Origin of the sequence: Brevundimonas vesicularis NBRC 12165, from assembly GCF_001592205.1 — a bacterium.
In the GTDB taxonomy this organism is placed as follows: Bacteria; Pseudomonadota; Alphaproteobacteria; order Caulobacterales; family Caulobacteraceae; genus Brevundimonas; species Brevundimonas vesicularis.
The window spans coordinates 65,271-80,213 of sequence record NZ_BCWM01000002.1 but is presented as its reverse complement, the minus strand read 5'-3'; the positions used below and the strand labels follow the sequence as shown (position 1 = coordinate 80,213).

The window sequence follows — 14,943 nt, the reverse complement described above, 5'->3', positions numbered from 1 at the left end:
GCATCGGGGTCACCAGACCCCGATCTTCTCCGCCTCGGCGTGGCTAATGGGGTTGTGGGCCTTGGCGTGGTCCTCTTCGGCGAGGAAGCGGCTGACTTCCAGGGCGGCCATACAGCCCATTCCAGCGGCGGTGACGGCCTGGCGATAGACGTCGTCGGTCACGTCGCCGGCGGCCCAGACGCCTTCGATCTCGGTCGAGGCGGTGCCGGGCTTGACCCGCAGATAGCCGCCGGCGTTGGTTTCCAGCTGGCCCTTGAACAGTTCCGATGACGGGGCGTGGCCGATGGCGATGAAGACGCCGTCGGCCGGGATTTCTTGGGTCGAGCCGTCCTGGACGTTCTTGAGCCGGACGCCCGTGACATTCTTGGCCATGCCGTCCACGACGCCGACGATCTCCTCGATCGCCGAGTTCCAGAGCACTTCGACCTTGGGGTGGGCGAACAGCCGGTCCTGGAGGATCTTCTCAGCGCGGAACTCGTCGCGGCGGTGAACGACCGTGACCTTGGAGGCGAAGTTGGTCAGGAACAGAGCCTCCTCCACGGCGGTGTTGCCGCCGCCGACGACCACGACTTCCTTGCCGCGATAGAAGAAGCCGTCGCAGGTGGCACAGGCCGAGACGCCGAAGCCCTGATAGGCGGCCTCGCTCTCAAGCCCCAGCCATTTGGCCTGGGCGCCCGTGGAAATGATGAGCGTCTCGGCCAGCATCTCTTCGCCGCTGTCCAGCTTCAGGCGGAACGGGCGTTGCGACAGGTCGGCGGAGACGACGATGTCGTGGATGACCTCGGTCCCGACGTGCAGGGCTTGGGCCTGCATCTGCTCCATCAGCCAAGGGCCCTGGATGGTGTCGGCGAAGCCGGGATAGTTCTCGACGTCGGTGGTGATGGTCAGCTGGCCGCCAGGCTGGATGCCGGCGATGACGACGGGGTTCAGCGAGGCGCGGGCGGCGTAGATGGCGGCGGTCCAGCCGGCGGGGCCTGAGCCGATGATGGCGACGCGAACGGTACGAGCTTGGGTCATGGCCCTATTTAGGCGGTGATTCCCGTTTGCGCGATGCTAGTCTCGCCTGACCACGCAGGGGAGATGGGGATGACGAATAAGAACGCGGCCTTCCTGCCGATCGGGATCGGCATGGGCTTGTCGATCGGCGTGGCGCTGGGCGTGGCCCTGGACAATGTCGGCCTAGGTCTCGCGCTGGGCACGGCCATCGGATCGGGCTTTGGCGTGGCTCTGATGAGCGCGGCGAACGCCAAGGCCAAGAAGAGCGGCGGGTCGGACGGCGGCGCGGTCATGCCTTCATCGGATACGTCGCAGCACAGCGGCTCAGACTGCAGCGGGGACAGCGGCTGTGACGGTAGCGGCGGTGGCGGCGGCGACTGAAAAGGCCACTCCAGCATCTGTTAGTGCACTTTCGTGCAGATTTTTGCGAGCCGTTCTTTGAAAATCTCCTGATGACGGTCGTCACCATGGGGCATGACGGCGTCAGGAACGGATGTGGGTCTCGCTATCGCGTCTGCATCGCTTCCAGGACGACGCGCGCGGCGCGGTCGGTTTCGGCCAGCGGGTCGTAAGTCCAGCCGTCCAGCGCGCCGTCGAACGGACGGGTTGCGCCGCGCGATTGCAGGTCGTCGTACAGGCGAGCGAACTTGTCGCCGGCCTTCAGCGGGATCATCGGCAGGACGTGGACCGGCTTGCCGGTCGAGGCGGCCTCGGCGGCCATGTTGGCGCTGTCCTCGGTGACCAGGATGTGGTCGGCGAAATGCAGGAAGCCGAACAGAGGGTTGTCGCCTGTCCCGTCCCAGATCCAGCCCGGCAGGTCCGACAGCCGAGCGGTCATGACGGCCTTCGCCGCGTCGGGCGTGCGGCGTGAGAAGGTCAGCATCAGTGCGCCGCCAGATGCTCGCACGGCGTCCGCGATCTGGTCGGCCAGGTCCGCCGCATGGGCCTCGGTCAGGTCGAAAGCCTTGGACTTGCCGCCGATCAGCACGGCGACGCGCGGATGGGGCAGGGGGGCGATCCGGTCGGCGAAGGGGGGCGCGGCCTCGGCGATCCGCTGCGGCGTGATGCGATGGGGCGAGCCGGTGATTTCGAAGACATTGTCGCCCGACAGACCGTCATGGGCGGGCGCGACGATCAGGTCGTAGCGATCGTTGGCCCAGCGTGGATCCTGGGTCTGGACGACGAAGGTCTTGCCGCCGCTCCAGGCCTTGACGCGGGTCGACAGCGGCAGGGTCGCACGACCCGTGGCGATCCACAGATCGGGCCAGGGGGCGGTCAACGGCGCGGACGCCAGCATGGCCGGGGTCTTTAACGCCGACGGCAGGCGGTCGAAGATCGGCCGCCAGCGGATATGTTTGATCGTGATTTCGGCCGGTGTCAGGCGCTGGACGGCCTCGGCGAGACCCAGCGCCTGATTCTCGATGCCGGCACGGCCGTCGGAGACGACCCAGATGGCCAAAGGGGAGAGGGGGCGCGCGGACGCTGCCCCCGCCATCGCTGTTACTTCCACTCGACCTTGAGGATCTCGTAGGCCTTCACGCCGCCGGGGGTGTTGACCTCCACGACGTCGCCGACTTCCTTGGAAATCATGGCGCGCGCGATCGGCGAGGCGATCGAGATCTTGCCCTTCTTCACGTCCGCTTCGTGTTCGCCGACGATCTGATAGGTGGCCTCTTCCTCGGTGTCCTCGTCCACCACAGTGACCGTGGCGCCGAACTTGACCTGGCTGCCCGACAGTTTGGACACGTCGATGACCTGAGCCCGGCTGATCTTGTCCTCGATCTCGGCGATCTGGCCTTCGATCCAGCCCTGACGCTCCTTGGCGGCATGGTATTCTGCGTTTTCGGACAGGTCGCCGTGCTCACGCGCCTCGGAAATGGCGGCGATCACGCTCGGCCTTTCGACCGACTTCAATTGCTTCAGTTGATCGTCGAGGGCACGGTAGCCCTCGCCCGTCATCGGCACTTTTTCCATTTGTGTCGTGATTTTTCTGGTTCGCCCGGAGACTGGAAAGACGCGAGGTAAGCACACAAAAGGCCGCGGGGCGGGCGCGGCCGGGCATCAAGACTAGGGTTTCTCGCTCAAGAATTCAAGAGCGGGATGCCCGCGCCGGTTGACCGCTCATGCGCGGGCCGGCGGTTCGGGCTTGTGATCGCGGCGAAGGACACCCTTTATGAGGCTGTAGGCCAGCCAACCGACGGCGGCGAGGCCGGCGAGCATGAAGAGGCCGGAAATCAGGGCGGCTCCCGCCGCCATGAAGGCGAGGACGAAGGCGACAGCCGCAGCTAGTCCGGCGACGATCTGAATGGTTTGAAGGCGCATGAGACCTTAACGCCCTCGACGACGGCGGGTTGCGCCGCCGCGATCACGATCCGATCACGCGTAGCTGTAGGGTCCGCCGCGCTCGAGCGCGCGTTGATAGGCAGGCCGCGCATGGATGCGGTTCAAGAAGGCCTTTAGACGGGGCTTGGTCTCGGCATTGAACGCGCGGTCGGCGCCGGCCTCGACTGGAAAGCTCATCATGATGTCGGCGGCTGTGAACTGATCGCCCGCGAACCATTCCGAGCGGCCCAGTTCGTCCTCCCAGAAGCCGACATGGGTGCGCAGCTGCGGATCGACGAAACTGGTGATCGCCTTGTTGGCGACGCCATTGACGATGGGTTTCAGCAGGGCCGGCGCACGGCGTGGGAGCATGCTGAAGACCAGCTTCAGCAGCAAAGGGGGCATGGCCGACCCCTCGGCATAGTGCAGCCAATAGGTGAACCGACGGCCGTCCTCGGTTCCCGCCGCCGGACGCAGGCGACCTTGGCCGTAGGTATCGAGCAGATATTCGACGATGGCCCCGGTCTCTGCGACCTTGACCGCGCCGTCCTCGATGACCGGCGACTTGCCCAGCGGGTGGATCGCCAGCAGTTCGGGGGGCGCCAGCCGGTTTCCAGGGTTTCGTTCGTAGCGGACCACCTCATAGTCCAGGCCCAGCTCTTCAAGCAGCCACAGGACGCGTTGCGAGCGGCTGTCGTTCAGATGGTGGATTTTGATCATGGGTCGGCTCCGGGCGGCGAGGCGTGACTATTCGCAACGCCGCCCCAGAAGTCGAGCGGCGATTGCGGCCTCAGCGCGGGCGGCGGCCGCTCCAGCGTCCGCGCGATTGCGGCGCGACCTTGGGCTTGGCGCCTTCGCGGCGGTTGCGCCAGACCTCATAGGCCAGGGTCGCCAGGGCCAGTTTGCCGGCGTGACGACCGGCGACGCGGCGGCCGCCCTTTGAGAGCAGCAGGCTGCCGATCAGCGGGACGAGTTTGTTCAGACGGGACATGATTGAGTTCCTTTCGTCGTCCCAACGCGCGGTGTGCGACCGGGGTTCGCCCTGCGACGACATGAACTGTCAGCGACCGGTAGAAGGTTTGCCGCGCGCGACGCGCCGAGCGGTGCTAGCGCTAGGGCATGAGCCAATCCCGCATCGCCGCCTTCTTCACCTCCTTGAGCTTTTTCGTCATCGCGGCCCTGGTCGCCGGCGTCGTCGTCGGCGCCTTGGCGCAAGGGTCCCAGGCCGCCTGGCTGACCGGCGCCTTGGGCGTGGTCGAGAGCCTGGGCCAGGTGTGGCTGAACGCCCTGCGCATGACCGTCATTCCCCTGGTGTTCAGCCTGCTGGTGACCGGCATCGTGTCCATCGCCGATGCGGCGGCGACGGGCCGGATCGCGGTCCGGTCGCTGGTGGTGTTCGGCGTCCTGCTGGTCGGAGCGACGATCTATGCGATCCTGGCGGGCCTGGGCCTGCTGGCGGTCTGGCCGATCGATCCGGAGGCGGGGCGTGGATTGCTGGCGGGCGTCAGCGCCGAATCGCTGGCGACCGTGGGCGAGGCGGCGCGCACCGACGGCCTGCGCGCCTTCCTGGCCAGTCTTGCGCCGGCCAACGTCATCAAGGCGGCGTCCGACGACGGGGTGCTGGCGGTGGTGGTCTTCGCCGTCGCGTTCGGCTTCGCCGCGACGCGGATCAAGGCCCAGCTGCGGCGGCCCCTGGCCGGCTTCTTCGAGGCGGTGGCCGAGACCATGGTCGTCATCGTCCACTGGGTGCTGCTGGCCGCGCCGTTCGGTGTATTCGCCCTGGCGCTGGGCGTGGGTTTGCGCGCGGGCCTGGGGGTGGCGGGGACGCTGGCCCACTATGTCGCCATCGTCTGCCTCAGCCAGATCGGCCTGATCCTGATCATCTATGTCGTGGCGATCGTGTGGGGTCGGATTTCGCTGGCCCGTTTCGCGCGCGCCGTGGCCCCGGCCCAGGTGGTCGCCGTCTCGACCCAGTCGTCGCTGGCCAGCCTGCCGGTCATGATCGAGCGCGCGCGCGACTGGCTGGGCGTGCCCCAGACCTCCGCCGGCCTCGTTCTGCCGCTGGCGGTGGCGGTGTTCCGCATCACAAGCCCTGTCGCCAACCTGGCGGTCTGCCTCTATGTGGCGCAGTTGCACGGGGTGGAGCTGGGGCTCGGCGTGCTGATCGCCGGCGGACTGACAGCCATCGCCGTGTCCATCGCCTCGGTCGGCCTACCGGGCCAGGTCAGCTTCTTCGCCGCCATCGGCCCCATCTGCCTGGCCATGGGCCTGCCGCTGGGGGTGCTGCCCCTGCTGCTGGCGGTCGAGGTCATCCCCGACATCTTCCGCACCGTCGGCAATGTCACCGCCGACCTGGCCGCCACGCGGATCGTGGCCGGTGAGGATGGGGCGGGCGAAGACGGTCGCGCTACAGAATGACCCAGGCGGCGCCGCCCGCCAGCAGGATCAGGTGGAGGAGGACGACCAGGCCGAACTGCGTCCTGAAGGGCTCCTTGCGGGTCTTGTGGCGCAGGATGTGCTGACCCATCCACGCGCCCAGCCCGCCGATCAAGCCAAACAGCAAGAGCGTCGATTCCGGCGTGCGCCACAGGCCGGCCTTGGCGCGCCGCTTGTCCCTGGCGAAGGCGAGAAATCCCAAGACTTCGCCGCACAGGATGGCGATCAGGGCGAGGTCGAGATTGGACATCGGCGTGGCTCCGGCGTTCGGCCGCTACAGCCTTGCAGCGTGCGGCCGAAAACCGGAGATTTCGTCAACGTCACGCGTAGTCCTGGATCGCCCGCACATCCAGGTCGCCGGCCTTGATCGCGCCGATGGCCTGGGCCGCCGCCAGGGCGCCGGCGGTGGTGGTGTAGTAGGGCATCTTCATCATCAGAGCGGTGCGGCGCAGCGAGAAGCTGTCCTGCAGCGACTGCTTGCCCGATGTGGTGTTGAAGACCAGCTGGACCTCGCCGTTCTTCATCGCGTCTACGATGTGGGGGCGGCCTTCCAGCACCTTCTTGACCAGCTTCACCTCCAGCCCCTGTTCGACCAGATAGGCGTGGGTGCCGCCGGTGGCCATCAGGCTGAAGCCTTCGGCCAGCAGCGTCCGGGCGGCGTCGACGATGAAGGGCTTGTCCTCGTCCTTGACCGAAATGAAGGCGCAGCCCGAGGTCGGCAGGATGGTGCCGCCGCCGATCTGGGACTTGGCGAAGGCGCGGGCGAAGGCGGGGGCCATGTCGGCCTCTCCCGGCCGCTTGAAGTCCAGGCCCATGACCTCGCCGGTCGAGCGCATTTCCGGGCCCAGGACGGTATCCACCCCGGCGAAACGGGCGAAGGGGAAGACGGCTTCCTTGACCGCGATATGGTCGTAGGGCTTGTCCGTCAGACCGAACGACTTCAGCGGCACGCCGGCCATGACCTTGGCGGCAATCGAGGCGATGGGCTGACCGATGGTCTTGGCCACAAAGGGGGCAGTGCGGCTGGCGCGCGGATTGACCTCCAGCACGAAGATGCGCGGGCTTTCGCTGTGCGGCTCCTCGATGGCGAACTGCACATTCATCAGGCCACGCACCTTCAAGGCCTTGGCCATTTCGGTGGTCTGACGCTTCAACTCGTGCACGATCTCGGGCCGCAACGAGAAGGGCGGCATGGAGCAGGCGCTGTCGCCCGAGTGGACGCCGGCTTCCTCGATATGTTCCAAGACGCCAGCCACAAAGACCGTCTCGTCGTCGCACAGGGCGTCCACGTCCACCTCGGTGGCGCGGTTCAGATAGTGGTCGATCAGGACGGGATCGTCGCCCGAGACGCGCATGGCCTCATGCACGTAGCGGTCCAGTTGCTCGCGGTCGTGGACGATCATCATGCCGCGACCGCCCAGGACGTAGGAGGGGCGCAGGACGACGGGATAGCCGACCTCTTCGGCCTTCTGCGCCGCCTCTTCGGCCGAACGGGCCAGGCCGTTGGGCGGCTGGCGCAGGCCGATGCCTTCCAGCATCTGCTGGAAGCGTTCGCGATCCTCGGCCAGGTCGATGGAGTCGACGCTGGTGCCCAGGACGGGGATGTTGTCCTCCTGCAGGGCGTGGGCTAGCTTCAGCGGGGTCTGGCCGCCGAACTGGACGACGCAACCGATAAGGTCGCCGTTCGAGCGCTCGACCTCGATCAGCTCCAGCACGTCCTCGGCCGTCAGCGGCTCGAAATACAGGCGATCGGAGGTGTCGTAGTCGGTCGAGACGGTCTCGGGGTTGCAGTTGACCATGATGCTTTCGACGCCGATCTGGTCGAAGGCGAAGGCTGCGTGGCAGCAGCAATAGTCGAACTCGATGCCCTGGCCGATCCGGTTCGGACCGCCGCCCAGGATGATGGCCTTCTTCTTGTTCGTCGGTTCGGACTCGCACTCGGGGATTTGGCCCAGAGCGCCGGTCTCATAGGTCGAATACATATAGGCGGTGGCGCTGGCGAACTCGGCGGCGCAGGTGTCGATCCGCTTGAACACCGGGCGCACGTGCAGGCCGCGACGAGCGGTCCGGACTGATTTTTCGCTCTGGCCGGTCAGCTGAGCCAGACGGGCGTCGGAGAAGCCCTTGGACTTCAGGCGGCGGAACTCGGTCGGGTCGGTCGGCAGGCCCTTGACCCGCACATGGCCTTCCTCGCGCACGATGTCGGCGATCTGGCGCAGGAACCAGGGTTCGTAGGCGCAGGCGGCGTTGACCTCCTCGACCGTCAGGCCGTGGCGGAAGGCCTGGGCGATGACGCGGATGCGGTCGGGGGTCGGAACGCCCAGGGCGCGCACGACGGCGCCGCGGGCCGTGGCGTCGTCTTCGGCGCCGGCCACCCCTTCGATCTCGATCTCGTCGAAGCCGGACAGGCCGGTTTCAAGCCCGCGAAGCGCCTTCTGCATCGATTCCTGGAAGGTGCGGCCGATGGCCATCACCTCGCCCACCGACTTCATCGAGGTGCCCAGCAGGGGCTCGGATCCCGGATATTTCTCGAAGGCGAAGCGCGGGATCTTGGTGACCACATAGTCGATCGACGGCTCGAAGCTGGCCGGCGTCACCTGGGTGATGTCGTTGGTCAGTTCGTCCAGGGTGTAGCCGACCGCCAGACGCGCCGCGACCTTGGCGATGGGGAAGCCGGTGGCCTTGGACGCCAGCGCGGACGAGCGCGACACGCGCGGGTTCATCTCGATCACGACCATGCGGCCGTCGGCGGGGTTGATCGCCCACTGGACGTTCGAGCCGCCCGTCTCGACGCCGATCTCGCGCAGCACATTGATCGAGCCCGTCCGCATCAGCTGATATTCCTTGTCGGTCAGCGTCAGGGCAGGGGCGACAGTGATGGAATCGCCGGTGTGGACCCCCATCGGGTCGACGTTCTCGATCGAGCAGATGATGATGCAGTTGTCCGCCGTGTCGCGGACGACCTCCATCTCATATTCCTTCCAGCCCAGGACCGATTCCTCGATCAGCACCTCGGTGGTCGGCGACAGGTCCAGGCCGCGCAGGACGATCTCCTCGAACTCCTCGCGGTTGAAGGCGATACCGCCGCCGGTGCCGGCCAGGGTGAAGGACGGGCGGATCACGGCGGGCAGGCCGACGAACTCCAGCCCCTCCAGCGCCTCTTCCATCGAATGGGCGGCCTTGGAGCGGGGGCTCTCCAGACCCAGCTTATCCATCGCGTCGCGGAACTTCTGGCGGTCCTCGGCCTTGTCGATCACCTCGGCCTTGGCGCCGATCATCTCGACGCCGTGTTTGGCCAGCGCGCCGGATTCATGCAGGGCCAGAGCCGTGTTCAGCGCGGTCTGGCCGCCCATGGTCGGCAGCAGGGCGTCGGGCTTTTCCTTGATGATGATCTTCTCGACCATCTCGGGCGTGATCGGCTCGATATAGGTGGCGTCGGCCACCTCCGGGTCGGTCATGATGGTGGCGGGGTTCGAGTTGACCAAGATGACCCGATACCCTTCCGCCTTCAGGGCCTTGCAGGCCTGAACCCCGGAATAGTCGAACTCGCACGCCTGGCCGATGACGATCGGGCCGGCGCCAATGATGAGGATGGACTTGATGTCTGTGCGCTTGGGCATCGCCAGCTCTTCTTCTTATTGAACGCTAGTGGGTCACGACCGCGCATTCCCAGCCGTCATACTCTAGCTGGAAGGCCGCGGCCCAGGTCTGCATCATGGCCGAGGTCGCCGCAAAAGACGCCTCGTCCACCGCCATGGTCGTTTCGAGCACCGTCATGTCGTCGGCGCCGCGCGTCAGAAAGCCGGCGCGCCGGGCGACCTCGTTCAGGTCGCCGTGGTCCCCCTCGCCATAGAAGTAGAACAACGTATGGCGCGGCGTCACGCCGCTGTCGCCCTGTTCGGCCAGCGCCGCGCGCACCATGGCGTCGCGTTCGTCATGACAGATGTCCGAGGCGTCCAAGGGAGTGCGTCGTCCTTCGTTCTCTACGCGCGCGAGAAGCCCCCCGCAGAGCTTGGCCCTGCGACGCTCACGTCTGCTTGTCGGTTAAGCGGCCCGTTTAGAGAGGGAGGGGCGAGGGGGCAAGACCTTAAGCGTCCGCGATCGCCGCGATCCAGTCGGGGAGTTCGTCGATGCGGGCGAGGGAGACGTAGCGGGGCTCGTTCTCCGGGGCGTCGGCGAGTTCGTGGGCCCAAGTGACGTGGTAGGGGATGTGGACGCCGAAGGCGCCGGCGGCGATGGCGGGCAGGACGTCGGACTTCATGGAGTTGCCGGCCATGACGGCCTCGGCGGGGCCGGTGCCGTGGCGGGTGAAGACCCGCTCGTAGGTGGCGCGATCCTTTTCTGAGACGATCTCGACGGCGCTGAACAGGTCGCCCAAGCCTGAGGCGGCCAGTTTGCGCTCCTGATCCAGCAGGTCGCCCTTGGTGATCAGGACAAGTCGGTATTTTTCGGATAGTTCGGCGACGACCGCGTCCACGCCGGGCAGGGTCTCGACCGGGTGGGCCAGCATCTCGCGACCGGCGGCCAGGATCTCGCGCACGACATGGGGCGGAGCTTCGCCGTTCGTCAGCTCCATCGCCGTCTCGATCATCGACAGGGTGAAGCCCTTGATGCCGTAGCCATAGAGCCGCAGGTTGCGTTGCTCGGTTTCGGCCAGGCGCGCCTCGATGGTCGCCTCGTCGCCGTGGTCGGCCAGAAGATCGACGAACCGCGCATGGGTCAGGCGGAAGATCGTCTCGTTGTGCCAGAGGGTATCGTCGGCATCGAGGCCGACCGTGGTGATGCTCATGCCGCGCCCCTATCATGGGACGAACGAGGAAGGGAGACGCGATGAACGGATCGGCGGTGGTGATCGGGGCGACGGGCGGCATCGGCCGGGCGATAGTCGAGCGGATCGTGGCGGACGGCGCGTACGAGACGGTCTGGGCCGTGTCGCGGTTCGGCGCGGAGCTGGCGGGCGCGCTAGCGCTGGCCGCTGATCTGGAGGATGAAGCCAGTCTGGCGTCCGCCGCCGAACGGATCGGCCAGGGGCCGGCCCCAACCGTGATCGTCGTGGCGACCGGGGTGCTGCACGACGGGCTTCAGCCGGAACGGTCGTTTCGTCAGTTGGATGCGGAACACCTGTTGCGGGACTACCGCGTCAATGCGGTGGGGCCTGCGCTGGCGGCGAAACATCTGCTGCCGCTGATGCCGCGCGATCGGCGGGCGGTGTTCGCGGCCCTGTCGGCGCGGGTGGGGTCGATAGGCGACAACCGGCTGGGCGGCTGGCACGCCTATCGCGCGTCCAAGGCGGCGCTGAACATGATCCTGCGCAATCTGTCGATCGAGATGGCGCGCAGCCATCCGCAGGCCGTGATCGCCGGTTTGCATCCGGGTACTGTGGCGACGGACCTGAGCGCGCCGTTCCAGAAGGGGGTGGCGGAGAGCAAGCTGTTCACGGCCGACTATTCCGCCGAGCGGCTGCTGTCCGTGCTGTCGAACCTGACCCCTGCCGACAGCGGCGGCGTCTTCGCCTGGGACGGGGTACGGGTGCCGGAATAGCGCGCAGTCGTGACTTGAGCGAAGCGGGCGACTGACGTCAGATGGCGCTCATGCGTATGAGTGTTTCCGCCCGGGTTTTCAGCCTCTTGTTGTTTGGCCTGCCGCTGAGCGTTCCGGCCGTGGCCCAACCGGTCGATTCGCCGGTTGTCGATCCGGTGGTCGCCGCAGCGCCCTCGCGTGACCGCGTGAGGCTGAACCAGCGGGTGTTCGATCGGGTGTGGAGCGAGGTGCGGCGGGGCTATTACGATCCGACCCTGCACGGCGTGGATTGGAACGCCGCGCGGGCGACGTTCCGGCCCCAGGCCCTGGCGGCGAGCGATGAGCGGGGGCTGTACCGCGTCATCAATGCGATGCTGGATCTGCTGGACGACGGTCATGCGGCGGCCAGTCCGCCGGCGGCGGTGCGTCGTCAGGAGGCGCAGTTCGCCCGGCGCGCCGTGATGGGCCTGACCCTGATGCGGGGCGAGACGCCGGACGACTGGACCGTCGAGCGTGTCCGGCCGGGCTCGCCGGCCGAGGCGGCGGGCGTGCAGATGGGCTGGGCCCTGAATTCGGTCGACGGGAAGCCCTGGGGACCGGATGTCGAGACCTATGACGGGGTTCCGGTGCAGTTGGTCCTGACCGACGATGGGGGACAGAGGCGCGAGATCGCCCTGACGCCGCGGGTGATGGAGGCCATCGAACCATTCACCGCCGACAAGTCTCGACCGGGGGTGCTGGTGCTGCGCGTCGAGCAGTTCGACAAGGGGCTGGGCGCCTGGATGGGTAGTGAGCTGGAAGGTCTGCCGCCGGACGTCGACGTGGTGCTGGACCTGCGCGGCAATCCCGGTGGGCGGCTGATGGAGGCGGAATCGGTCCTGACCTGTTTCCTGCCGCGCGATCAGGTCTGGGCAACGCGGACGGGACGCAGCGGCCGGCCGGTGGTGCTGAGGGCGGCTGGCGACTGCGGCGATCGGCGCGATCCCCTGGCCAATGATGTGGCGGTTCTGGTGGACCAGGGCAGCCGCAGCGCCGCCGAACTGACGCCAGCCGCCTTGCAGGAGGCGCGGCGCGGCATCGTGGTGGGCGAGAAGACCGGCGGATCGGTGCTGATCGCCCAGGAGACCAATCTGCCGGACGGCGGGCGGCTAACGCTCAGCCGGGCGGACTTCGTGACTTCGGGCGGGATTCGGCTGGAGAAGCGGGGGGTCACGCCTGACATCGCCGCACCCCGCACCGTGGCCCAGCGCCGCGCGGGCGACGATCCGACACTGGAGACGGCGATCGCCGCGCTTCGGGCCGAGGACCGGGCCCGCGCCGGCACCCCCGCCAGCGGGCTCTAGTTCAGCAGCATTTGAACCCGCCGGCGCCGCCGAAGCGGCGCTGCTCGTGCAGGCGGAAGAAGGCGGTCCTGTCCAGCGGCGGCTGGTCGGGATGGGTCGCCGCCGCGTGATCGACATAGGCCTGATAATCCGGCTGACCGATCATGGCGCCGGCCGTGCGCCGGACGCCGCGACCCCACCGTAGGGCGGTGTCGCGGCACAGGCAGAGCAGGTCGTCCTGGACCTCAGGCACGGGCCGCATCCGCCGCCTCGTCAGCCGCCGTCAGTTGGTGGCTTTCCGGATACTCGCGGACCGTCGGGCGGTTGTTCGCATAGGCCTTGCGGCACGCCAGGACGCCATAGACGACCATGGTGACGACCACGAACAGGAAGCCCGCCGTCAGCGTCGAGTTGACGTAGTCGTTGACCACGATGCGGTGCATGTCGCCGATGCTCCTGGCCGGGGCGATCAGTTCGCCCGCGCCCAGCGCCTCCTGATATTTGCGGGCGTGGGACAGGAAGCCGATGCGGACGTCCGGGTGGAACAGCTTCTGGAAGCCCGCCGTCAGGGTGCAGATCAGCAGCCAGGTCGCGGGAACGACCATGACCCAAGCGAACTTCTCGCGCTTCATCTTGAACAGGACGACGGTGCCCAGGATCAGGGCGACGGCGGCCAGCATCTGGTTGGCGATGCCGAACAGGGGCCACAGGCTGTTGATGCCGCCCAGCGGATCCACCACGCCGGTGTAGAGGAAATAGCCCCACAGACCGACCGTCAGGGCCGTGGCGACGACGTTGGCGCCCCACGACTTCGTCTCGCGCATCTTGGGCACGGCGACGCCCAGCAGGTCCTGGATCATGAAGCGGCAGACGCGGGTGCCGGCGTCCACGGTCGTCAGAATGAACAGGGCCTCGAACAGGATGGCGAAGTGATACCAGAAGGCCATCATGGCCTTGCCGCCGATCACGCCGGACAGGATGTGCGCCATGCCGACCGCCAGGGTCGGGGCGCCGCCTGCGCGCGACAGGATCGAATGTTCGCCCACGTCGCGGGCGAGCTGTTCAAGCTCTCCGGGCGTGATGTGGAAGCCCCACTGGGCCACGGCGGCGGCGGCTGAGACCGCATCGTTGCCGATGACGGCGACCGGGCTGTTCATGGCGAAATAGACGGCCGGGTCCAGCACCGTGGCGGCGATCAGGGCCATGACGGCGACGAAGCTTTCGCACAGCATGGCGCCGTAGCCGATCATCGGGATCTGGGCTTCGTTCTCCAGCAGCTTGGGCGTGGTGCCCGACGAGATCAAAGCGTGGAAGCCCGACACCGCGCCGCAGGCGATGGTGATGAACAGGAAGGGGAACAGGGCGCCGGCGAAGACCGGGCCGGTGCCGTCGATGAAGGGGGTGATGGCCGGCATTTGCAGATGCGGACGCACGATCAGAATGCCGACGGCCAGGGCCACGATCGCGCCGATCTTCAGGAAGGTCGACAGATAGTCGCGCGGCGCCAGGAGCAGCCACACCGGAATGACCGAGGCGATGAAGCCATAGACCATCATCAGGATCGCCAGGGTCGGGCCGGTCAGGGTGAAGGCCGGACCCCAGAACGGATCGGCCGCGATGTGACCGCCGCCGATAATGGCCAGGATCAACAGGACGACGCCGATCACCGAAACCTCGCCCACGCGGCCCGGCCGCAGGAAGCGGGTGTATAGGCCCATGAAGATGGCGATGGGGATGGTGGCGGCGACGGTGAAGGTGCCCCACGGGCTTTCGGCCAAGGCCTTGACCACGACCAGGGCCAGAACCGCCAGGATGATGACCATGATCATCAGGACGCCGACCTGGGCGATGATGCCGGGGATGTTGCCCATTTCGGTGCGGATCATGTCGCCCAGCGACTTGCCGTCGCGACGCGTGGACATGAACAGGACCATCATGTCCTGCACCGCCCCGGCCAGCACGGCGCCGACCAGGATCCACAGGACGCCCGGCAGATAGCCCATCTGGGCGGCCAGCACCGGCCCGACCAGCGGGCCCGCGCCGGCGATGGCGGCGAAGTGGTGGCCGAACAGCACGTTCTTGGGCGTCGGCACATAGTCCAGCCCGTCGTTGCGGCGCATGGCCGGGGTCAGGCGCGCGGGGTTCAGCTGCATGACCTTGTTGGCCAGGTAGCGGCTGTAGAACCGATAGGCGATCGCATAGGTGCAGACGGCGGCGACCACCATCCAGACCGCGCTGATGCTCTCGCCCTGATGCAGGGCGATGATGCCGAGCGACACCGCCCCCAGGATGGCGATGGCGCCGAAGATTATGGGTGTGCTGAGTTTGCCCACGACAGATCCCTCCC

At 67.2% G+C, this 14,943-nt stretch carries 16 protein-coding genes; 4 read left to right on the top strand and 12 right to left on the bottom strand.

Annotation, left to right across the window (positions count from 1 at the left end; genetic code table 11):
- Positions 1–9 precede the first annotated feature (9 nt).
- Positions 10–1,017: a thioredoxin-disulfide reductase gene (gene trxB / locus BVE01S_RS01990; protein ID WP_066623546.1), complete on the bottom strand. Its 1,008-nt coding sequence runs from the start codon at positions 1,015–1,017 to the stop codon at positions 10–12.
- Positions 1,018–1,086: 69 nt separating this feature from the next.
- Between trxB and BVE01S_RS01985 the strand changes: the two genes are divergently transcribed.
- On the top strand, positions 1,087–1,377 hold the full coding sequence (locus BVE01S_RS01985) for a glycine zipper domain-containing protein (RefSeq protein WP_066623545.1): 291 nt from the start codon (positions 1,087–1,089) through the stop codon (positions 1,375–1,377).
- 124 nt (positions 1,378–1,501) lie between these two features.
- On the opposite strand, the gene BVE01S_RS01980 is transcribed toward BVE01S_RS01985, so the two are convergent.
- From BVE01S_RS01980 to BVE01S_RS01960, 5 genes are all read right to left on the bottom strand, one after another.
- On the bottom strand, positions 1,502–2,491 hold the full coding sequence (locus BVE01S_RS01980; RefSeq protein ID WP_066623543.1) for a mitochondrial fission ELM1 family protein: 990 nt from the start codon (positions 2,489–2,491) through the stop codon (positions 1,502–1,504).
- A 5-nt stretch (positions 2,492–2,496) separates the two neighbouring features.
- On the bottom strand, positions 2,497–2,970 hold the full coding sequence (greA, locus tag BVE01S_RS01975) for a transcription elongation factor GreA (RefSeq protein ID WP_055752933.1): 474 nt from the start codon (positions 2,968–2,970) through the stop codon (positions 2,497–2,499).
- Positions 2,971–3,117: 147 nt separating this feature from the next.
- Positions 3,118–3,318 carry a hypothetical protein gene (locus BVE01S_RS01970; protein ID WP_055806048.1) on the bottom strand — a complete coding sequence of 67 codons (201 nt, stop codon included), beginning with the start codon at positions 3,316–3,318 and terminating at the stop codon, positions 3,118–3,120.
- Positions 3,319–3,372: 54 nt separating this feature from the next.
- Positions 3,373–4,038: a glutathione S-transferase family protein gene (locus BVE01S_RS01965; RefSeq protein ID WP_066623540.1), complete on the bottom strand. Its 666-nt coding sequence runs from the start codon at positions 4,036–4,038 to the stop codon at positions 3,373–3,375.
- 70 nt (positions 4,039–4,108) lie between these two features.
- Positions 4,109–4,309, bottom strand: coding sequence for a cysteine protease (locus BVE01S_RS01960; protein WP_066623537.1), 201 nt, complete (start codon positions 4,307–4,309; stop codon positions 4,109–4,111).
- A gap of 128 nt (positions 4,310–4,437) precedes the next feature.
- Here BVE01S_RS01960 and BVE01S_RS01955 point away from each other — a divergent pair, with 128 nt between their 5' ends.
- Positions 4,438–5,736, top strand: a complete 1,299-nt coding sequence (locus tag BVE01S_RS01955; RefSeq protein WP_066623532.1) for a dicarboxylate/amino acid:cation symporter — start codon at positions 4,438–4,440, stop codon at positions 5,734–5,736.
- Here the strand turns inward: BVE01S_RS01955 and BVE01S_RS01950 are convergent.
- From BVE01S_RS01950 to BVE01S_RS01935, 4 genes are all read right to left on the bottom strand, one after another.
- Positions 5,726–6,004 carry a DUF1294 domain-containing protein gene (locus BVE01S_RS01950; RefSeq protein WP_066623530.1) on the bottom strand — a complete coding sequence of 93 codons (279 nt, stop codon included), beginning with the start codon at positions 6,002–6,004 and terminating at the stop codon, positions 5,726–5,728. The two genes, BVE01S_RS01955 and BVE01S_RS01950, sit on opposite strands and share 11 nt — an antisense overlap.
- Before the next feature lie 70 nt (positions 6,005–6,074).
- Positions 6,075–9,374, bottom strand: a complete 3,300-nt coding sequence (gene carB, locus BVE01S_RS01945; protein WP_066623526.1) for a carbamoyl-phosphate synthase large subunit — start codon at positions 9,372–9,374, stop codon at positions 6,075–6,077.
- Between the two features lie 25 nt (positions 9,375–9,399).
- Positions 9,400–9,714: a ribonuclease E inhibitor RraB gene (locus BVE01S_RS01940; protein ID WP_235559244.1), complete on the bottom strand. Its 315-nt coding sequence runs from the start codon at positions 9,712–9,714 to the stop codon at positions 9,400–9,402.
- A 127-nt stretch (positions 9,715–9,841) separates the two neighbouring features.
- Positions 9,842–10,543 (bottom strand): HAD family hydrolase, encoded by a 702-nt coding sequence (locus BVE01S_RS01935; RefSeq protein ID WP_017504741.1) that lies wholly within the window; start codon positions 10,541–10,543, stop codon positions 9,842–9,844.
- A 41-nt stretch (positions 10,544–10,584) separates the two neighbouring features.
- Between BVE01S_RS01935 and BVE01S_RS01930 the strand changes: the two genes are divergently transcribed.
- Together BVE01S_RS01930 and BVE01S_RS01925 are read left to right on the top strand one after the other, a co-directional pair.
- Positions 10,585–11,295 (top strand): SDR family NAD(P)-dependent oxidoreductase, encoded by a 711-nt coding sequence (locus BVE01S_RS01930; RefSeq protein ID WP_066623519.1) that lies wholly within the window; start codon positions 10,585–10,587, stop codon positions 11,293–11,295.
- Between the two features lie 56 nt (positions 11,296–11,351).
- Complete coding sequence (locus BVE01S_RS01925; RefSeq protein ID WP_240612124.1) at positions 11,352–12,617, top strand: S41 family peptidase; 1,266 nt, start codon at positions 11,352–11,354, stop codon at positions 12,615–12,617.
- 1 nt (position 12,618) lies between these two features.
- On the opposite strand, the gene BVE01S_RS01920 is transcribed toward BVE01S_RS01925, so the two are convergent.
- Both BVE01S_RS01920 and BVE01S_RS01915 read right to left on the bottom strand, forming a co-directional pair.
- Complete coding sequence (locus BVE01S_RS01920) at positions 12,619–12,858, bottom strand: YbdD/YjiX family protein (RefSeq protein ID WP_066623510.1); 240 nt, start codon at positions 12,856–12,858, stop codon at positions 12,619–12,621.
- Positions 12,842–14,929: a carbon starvation CstA family protein gene (locus BVE01S_RS01915; protein ID WP_066623507.1), complete on the bottom strand. Its 2,088-nt coding sequence runs from the start codon at positions 14,927–14,929 to the stop codon at positions 12,842–12,844. The genes BVE01S_RS01920 and BVE01S_RS01915 overlap by 17 nt, the downstream gene beginning before the upstream one ends.
- Positions 14,930–14,943 lie beyond the last annotated feature (14 nt).

Bases quoted from the DNA above. Each gene is read 5' to 3' on its own strand.
- trxB (WP_066623546.1), bottom strand. From the start codon at position 1,017: ATGACCCAAGCTCGTACCGTTCGCGTCGCCATCATCGGCTCAGGCCCC.
- BVE01S_RS01985 (WP_066623545.1), top strand. From the start codon at position 1,087: ATGACGAATAAGAACGCGGCCTTCCTGCCGATCGGGATCGGCATGGGC.
- BVE01S_RS01980 (WP_066623543.1), bottom strand. From the start codon at position 2,491: ATGGCGGGGGCAGCGTCCGCGCGCCCCCTCTCCCCTTTGGCCATCTGG.
- greA (WP_055752933.1), bottom strand. From the start codon at position 2,970: ATGGAAAAAGTGCCGATGACGGGCGAGGGCTACCGTGCCCTCGACGAT.
- BVE01S_RS01970 (WP_055806048.1), bottom strand. From the start codon at position 3,318: ATGCGCCTTCAAACCATTCAGATCGTCGCCGGACTAGCTGCGGCTGTC.
- BVE01S_RS01965 (WP_066623540.1), bottom strand. From the start codon at position 4,038: ATGATCAAAATCCACCATCTGAACGACAGCCGCTCGCAACGCGTCCTG.
- BVE01S_RS01960 (WP_066623537.1), bottom strand. From the start codon at position 4,309: ATGTCCCGTCTGAACAAACTCGTCCCGCTGATCGGCAGCCTGCTGCTC.
- BVE01S_RS01955 (WP_066623532.1), top strand. From the start codon at position 4,438: ATGAGCCAATCCCGCATCGCCGCCTTCTTCACCTCCTTGAGCTTTTTC.
- BVE01S_RS01950 (WP_066623530.1), bottom strand. From the start codon at position 6,004: ATGTCCAATCTCGACCTCGCCCTGATCGCCATCCTGTGCGGCGAAGTC.
- carB (WP_066623526.1), bottom strand. From the start codon at position 9,374: ATGCCCAAGCGCACAGACATCAAGTCCATCCTCATCATTGGCGCCGGC.
- BVE01S_RS01935 (WP_017504741.1), bottom strand. From the start codon at position 10,543: ATGAGCATCACCACGGTCGGCCTCGATGCCGACGATACCCTCTGGCAC.
- BVE01S_RS01930 (WP_066623519.1), top strand. From the start codon at position 10,585: ATGAACGGATCGGCGGTGGTGATCGGGGCGACGGGCGGCATCGGCCGG.
- BVE01S_RS01925 (WP_240612124.1), top strand. From the start codon at position 11,352: ATGAGTGTTTCCGCCCGGGTTTTCAGCCTCTTGTTGTTTGGCCTGCCG.
- BVE01S_RS01920 (WP_066623510.1), bottom strand. From the start codon at position 12,858: ATGCGGCCCGTGCCTGAGGTCCAGGACGACCTGCTCTGCCTGTGCCGC.